The sequence below is a fragment of the Shewanella sp. 10N.286.52.B9 genome (genome assembly GCF_002873635.1).
GTDB lineage: Bacteria > Pseudomonadota > Gammaproteobacteria > Enterobacterales > Shewanellaceae > Shewanella.
This window is the reverse complement of the sequence record NZ_MCTY01000063.1, coordinates 1-5,687: the sequence shown is the minus strand read 5'-3', so window position 1 is coordinate 5,687 and position 5,687 is coordinate 1. Positions and strand designations below refer to the sequence as shown.

Genomic DNA, 5,687 nt, shown 5'->3' with positions numbered 1-5,687 from the left:
TTATGGGTGCTGGTATGCCATGCCATTTGCTCTGGGTCGTTATGACAGCCTTGGCAAACGGTATTTTGGGTTGGGGCAGACAATTTGCTGTCTTTACCAAAAGCAATCATCGGCTCTTTACCGCCGCGATTATGCTGGCCTTGTGGGCCATGACAGGCTTCGCACTGTAACCCTGCCATCGGTGATTGACTGTTATTACCTTGGCCGTGTGCGCCATCAAATAACGCCATGACGGTTTCATTTTTACGGTGACAGGTTAGGCAGTTGTCAGCGCCTTTAGGGGAGTAGTTTCCTTCAGCGAACTTCTCAACTAACTGTTGTTCTAATTGTGTTGAGCTGAGGTCATCCCATGGGGTGGCATTAGCGCTGGTATGGGGAATTAATATTGAAGAAGCGCCAATTATTAATGCAAGGATCATTTTTTTCATAAATGTCATTCCCTTAAATTATTAAATAAGTCATTAGGTGTTTTATATGGGCGCTATTTTAGGTGAGATATTAACGATTATTCATTTGTTAAATATTGATGGTTTAATTTTGTGGAGTTCAGCAAGAAAGAGATTTAAAGGTGATTTGTAGTGGGTTTTAGTTGGTAATAGTTTTCATTTGTAGTTAAAGCAATTTTTTTGATTTAATACCCACAATCAGGTACTTAACTTATGTCTTAAAAAAAGTTGTTTCTTTATAGTTTGAGCTTTGTGTTGATCTTGCTATCTTCAAGTGTTTATTTAGCAATCAAAGATGTAAGATCTGGTTCACAATTACATTAATTAATAATGTTAAATATAAAAAAGCGCGCAGATTATTAGAAATGAATAATGGCAATATTAAGCTGACCGCGTGTGATTGTGGTTTTACCGATCAGGGCAGATTAACTAAAATCTTTAATCAAACTATGGGCATTTCCCCAAGTGAATTCTTGCTTACTAAATAATACCTTAGCTGCCGATGAGTGACTGGTGAATCCGTTAGTTATTCACCAGTGGAGCCGCATTTGCTACAGTCCTAATCACTTCAACTAGTATCACTTCAACTACTATCGTTTCAACTACTATCGCAGTTAACATTTACCCATATTATATTGCTGTTTACGCTGTTGCTTGCGCTCTGACTCTAAACGCGCCATGGCGGTTAACACTCGTTGGCTGTTGTCTTGTAGGTTTGAGTTGGCGTATTGCGCATCATCACTAATGGTTTGTGCATAATGCACCGCCAGCGACATAATTAACTGCTCGGGTTGTGTCAGCAGCTAGTGAGTAAGCTCTCGATATCATTTATGCTGAATAAAACGGTTGTGACTTACTTATTTCAGTTTTCCAATAATTAATCGTATCCAGCGCGAGTTTTGCAAATTGTGCATAAAAGTGGGTTGTTGATTTTTCGGTAATGTTACTTAATACCGTCAAGCCCCAATCATTGAAATGTAATGTAAGTACTTCATCAATTAATTCTAATTTTATAGCTTGGTCATTATCGCTTTGCATAATAGCGGCAATGGCTGAGAAAAACAGCGCGAAATGATCCGAAGGTTCATATGCAAGAGTGGTAATTTCAATATGGTTTGTGTTACAAAATACTTCCCATCGCTGCGTGCTTTTACCGAAAAGTAGACCTTCTGACTCGCAATTAACCGACCCCCATGGATACACTAATTTTTTACCTGGTCCGATAAACAATCGCTGAAAGTCGGCTTGGATTGTCGCTAATCCATCTTGCTCTACGCTGTGAAGTATTTTGCAGACCGAATCAGATGGATCGCCTGCTAGGGTCGGCCACTCATCAATGACTGCCTGTGTGGTTTGAAGCTTTTCAGTGGTAGCTGGGTGATAAAAAATATCAGCAAGCCAGTTAAATATTGCTGTTGATTGTTCTATTTGTCGTTGAGTGCCTGACATACATTTTCCTAAAAAGAAGGAGAGTCAATTGACTCTCCTTTTAAGATGAGAATTTACACTTCGTCTGGGTTTTGAATTCTGCCATCTAGGCTGCCAGATGGACGAGTCATATCACTTGTACCTATGATTAAGTTAGGCGATGTAATTGTTGCTGACGGTAACGGAGCGATACTCGCTTGTTCACCGTATTTTGCTCTTAGTTCATCTATTGGACCAAAATCTAAGGCTCTTTGAGTACAACCTACAACACACAATGGTTGTTGACCATTTTGGACTCGTTCAAAGCAACCATCACATTTAACCATGACTTTTCGGACTGGATCGAGCTGCGGGGCGTCATAAGGGCATGCTTTGGCGCAGCTATTACAGCCAATACACAAATCCTGTGCAACGTGTACCAAACCATCTTCACGACGTTTATGCATAGCTCCAGTAGGGCAAGCTTTTACACATACAGGCTCGCTGCAGTGATTACAGCTAATAGACATATAGTATGTGAACACATCACAAGACACTGTGCCATTTTCACCTTCAGTAAACTGACCGCCGCCATATTCATACACTCGACGAGGGGTAACACCCAGCTCTGCATCAAACTTATCTTTACAAGCAATGTGACAAGCCTTACAGCCGTTACATTTACGGGTATCGAAGTAGAAGCCGTATTGAGTTAATTCTGACATTTTCTAGCTCCTATGCTTTATAAATTTTGACACGATTAGTGTGCTGAGGGTTTGCTTTAGCGATTGGACTTGGGCGATAAGCTGTTAAGGTATTGACGCAGCCACCAATATCAACCCCATTTTCTGGTTCAAACCATGCACCTTGAGGTATAGATGCGACACCAGGCATTATGCGATCACTCAATCTCGCTTGGATTTTAACTAATCTTCCAGGATATCCATCTCTTGCTGGTGACTCAACAAAGACCCAGTCATTATCCGCAAAGCCGCTAGCATCTTTAGGGTTTAACCAGATAGCATCGTGCACTGCTTCACGCAGCCATTGAACACTATGGAATGATGAGTGGGTCCGGCCTTTAGTATGATGGCCAATTAACTGGAATGGATAGTCATCACGTGTGGTTGGATCTTCAAAGCCTTCCCAAGTGACGATGTAAGCTGGGATTGGTGTGATAAAGTGACCATTAGGGACTTCTGCAAGATCAAATGCAAAGCTTGGTTTTTCCCAGTTTTTATTCATAAAATCGACTTTATTTGAGAACAATTCGATTTTACCCGATGGGGTATTAACTTCTGCGCCAGGCGTATTCACGTAATCATATAAGGCACAATCTTTTACTGTTGATTCGGTGAATTTTTTAACAATGCCTTTTTCCTGAAACTCTTTATAAGTTGCTGGGAATCTTTCATCCATTGGTGCTACTTTTGTTTCGTAGTATGCATCTAGTGTTGCTTGTAAATCAGCTCGACCTTGCCTAAACGCAGCGCCGACACCCATCGCTTCAGCAAGATCGGCACACATTTCGTAGGCACATTTACTTTCAAATAATGGCTCTACCGCTTTAGTTAGTGGGGTAATGACTGACATCGCCCCTGCAGAATATGATTGATTGGCAATATCATCAGTTTCTAACCAAGTAGTATCAGGTAGTAAGTAATCTGCAAATTTTGCTGAAGCAGTCATGTGGTTTTCACTCACCACAATTAATTCACATAAGCTGTCATCTTCTAAGATTTCTGCTGTGCCGAAGCAATCAGAGTGCTGGTTGATTAATGTGTTACTGGCAACATTGATAATCGCTTTGATATTAGCATCAAGCTTACCATCAACAGGGTTCGCATCATCGTGACCCGGCAATTGAACGCCATCTTTAAAGACGGTCATTTCTTTACCGTTACGGATAGCGTCAGGCCAAGTAAATACAGATATTTTTGCTTTTTCGGCACTGCTGGTGCCAGTCAAACTTGCAAGACCTGAAGTATATAAGGCTTTTGCTGAGTTAGACATGTGGCCAGTTGTAGTACCGCGTTTGCCTAGTCCGCCAACAAGCATACATAGTGCAGCTACAGCCCAGCTATTATTTTCACCATTTGCTTGGCGTTGAATACCATAACCCCCCATTAGATAAGGGGCTTTAGCCGCTGCAAGTTGATCGGCAATACTGCGAATATTTGCTGCAGGTATACCACAAATACTTTCAGCCCATTCAGGGGTCTTCGCTTGAGAGTCTAACTCTCCTGTACCTAGGATATAAGCTTCATAGCTACGTTCATAAGGTAGGGCTTCAAGCCCTTTTTCTGGCATGGCTGGCTCATCACGGAAACCATACACTTTTTCTTTTAAAAATGTTTCATCAATTAGATTCATTTCAATCAGGTGGTGAGCAATACCAGCACATAAAGCGGCATCAGTACCTGGGCGACAGGCGTGAAACTCAGTTCCTTTCCCTGCGACGGTATCACTGTATCGGCAATCGATGATGATTGTTTTAATGTTGTTCTTTTCTTTGTAATAGGCGTATTCGTAACCTTCACCAGAGCCACTTTGACGAATTTCTAGCGGGTTATATCCAAAGAATAGGCAGAAATCGCTGTGTTGCAATTCACTGACGGTTGAGCGAGCTCCAGAGCCGTAAACTAATGGAAAGATACGACCAACTTGAGCAGAGCTATAGCTGCCGTAATAACCTAAGTAGCCGCCCATTACACTGAGTAAGTGTTTCCAAGAGTTACCACCATTAATATCGTAGTAAGCACCCGTACCGTACATTGAGTAAACTGAACGTGGCCCATAACTGTCATAGATACCTTTTAATTTCGCGCCGATTTCAGAGGTCGCTTGTTCCCATGAAATACGCTCAAAATTGCCTTCACCACGTTTTCCTACGCGTTTCATTGGGTATTGGATACGATCAGGGTTATAAACACGCTTTCTGTTAGAGCGACCACGGGCACAGGCCCGCATTTGGTGGTTACCAAAGGAGTCGTCACCTTCATCATCACCCTCAATTCTGACAATCTTCCCATCGACAGAAAACACTTTCAACGGACAGTTAGATCCACAGTTACATAAACATGCAGACCATGTCATCTGCTCATCAGCCACAGGTGGTGTTGGGGTGACATTGGCATCATCTGAACTGGTTTTACAACCGGTTACCGTTGCTGCACAGCCAAGTGCAGCACTCGCTTTTAAAAAACTTCTACGTTCCATTGATATATCCTCTCGTAGCATTAACGATGCGTCTTAGCGCAATTGGTAGGTAAACGACAACATCACTTGGTGCGCGTTGTAGTTATGGTTGATATCGCCCAGAGTAATCATCCCCGGAATATCATTGACCCCTACGTTGGCTGCATCGGTATCGAAATAGCGTTCATAGCGGTAAGTTAATTTCAGTGCCATTTGCTCGCTCAAGGCGTAATCGGCGTACATACTGGCACTGTGGTTGTATGAGTAATAATCCCCATACGGATTCATGGTTTCGGCGGTGACATCAGTGTTACTGACAGAGTTACTAAATAAGTAATCCACCCCTAAGGTGAGCTTGTCTTGCATTAAACCGCTATAGCTTGCGCCTGCGCCTAAGTTGATAAATTCATCTTCAATATCAGCCATCCAATCTGCTGCGCCAAAGCTTTGGCTGCCAGCTTGATTGGAGTTAATCCATTGCTGACCGGCAAACACATAACCGTCAATATGCTGATTAAAGGCGATGTTAAGGTTAGCGTCATAACCGTAATCTTCTGATTCAGTCAGGCCGATTTGGGTATCGTCATACTCGTCTTGGGCATAACGGCTGCTGATGTCCAGACTCATCCAGTTGAT

General features: G+C 42.4%; 6 protein-coding genes. All 6 read right to left on the bottom strand.

Annotation, left to right across the window (positions count from 1 at the left end; translation table 11 throughout):
- Nucleotides 1–428 (bottom strand): multiheme c-type cytochrome (locus BCU91_RS04950; protein WP_277869333.1); only part of this gene is annotated, 428 nt, incomplete at its 3' end.
- A gap of 632 nt (nucleotides 429–1,060) precedes the next feature.
- On the bottom strand, nucleotides 1,061–1,222 hold the full coding sequence (locus BCU91_RS20240) for a hypothetical protein (protein WP_157936263.1): 162 nt from the start codon (nucleotides 1,220–1,222) through the stop codon (nucleotides 1,061–1,063).
- A 52-nt stretch (nucleotides 1,223–1,274) separates the two neighbouring features.
- Complete coding sequence (locus BCU91_RS04940) at nucleotides 1,275–1,895, bottom strand: molecular chaperone TorD family protein (protein ID WP_102531009.1); 621 nt, start codon at nucleotides 1,893–1,895, stop codon at nucleotides 1,275–1,277.
- Between the two features lie 53 nt (nucleotides 1,896–1,948).
- Nucleotides 1,949–2,578: a DMSO/selenate family reductase complex B subunit gene (locus BCU91_RS04935; protein ID WP_102531008.1), complete on the bottom strand. Its 630-nt coding sequence runs from the start codon at nucleotides 2,576–2,578 to the stop codon at nucleotides 1,949–1,951.
- A 10-nt stretch (nucleotides 2,579–2,588) separates the two neighbouring features.
- Nucleotides 2,589–5,072 (bottom strand): DMSO/selenate family reductase complex A subunit, encoded by a 2,484-nt coding sequence (locus BCU91_RS04930; protein ID WP_102531007.1) that lies wholly within the window; start codon nucleotides 5,070–5,072, stop codon nucleotides 2,589–2,591.
- A 33-nt stretch (nucleotides 5,073–5,105) separates the two neighbouring features.
- Nucleotides 5,106–5,687 (bottom strand): MtrB/PioB family outer membrane beta-barrel protein (locus BCU91_RS04925; RefSeq protein WP_157936262.1); only part of this gene is annotated, 582 nt, incomplete at its 5' end.

Coding starts and splice junctions, on each gene's coding strand:
- BCU91_RS20240 (WP_157936263.1), bottom strand. CDS start 1,222: ATGTCGCTGGCGGTGCATTATGCACAAACCATTAGTGATGATGCGCAA.
- BCU91_RS04940 (WP_102531009.1), bottom strand. CDS start 1,895: ATGTCAGGCACTCAACGACAAATAGAACAATCAACAGCAATATTTAAC.
- BCU91_RS04935 (WP_102531008.1), bottom strand. CDS start 2,578: ATGTCAGAATTAACTCAATACGGCTTCTACTTCGATACCCGTAAATGT.
- BCU91_RS04930 (WP_102531007.1), bottom strand. CDS start 5,072: ATGGAACGTAGAAGTTTTTTAAAAGCGAGTGCTGCACTTGGCTGTGCA.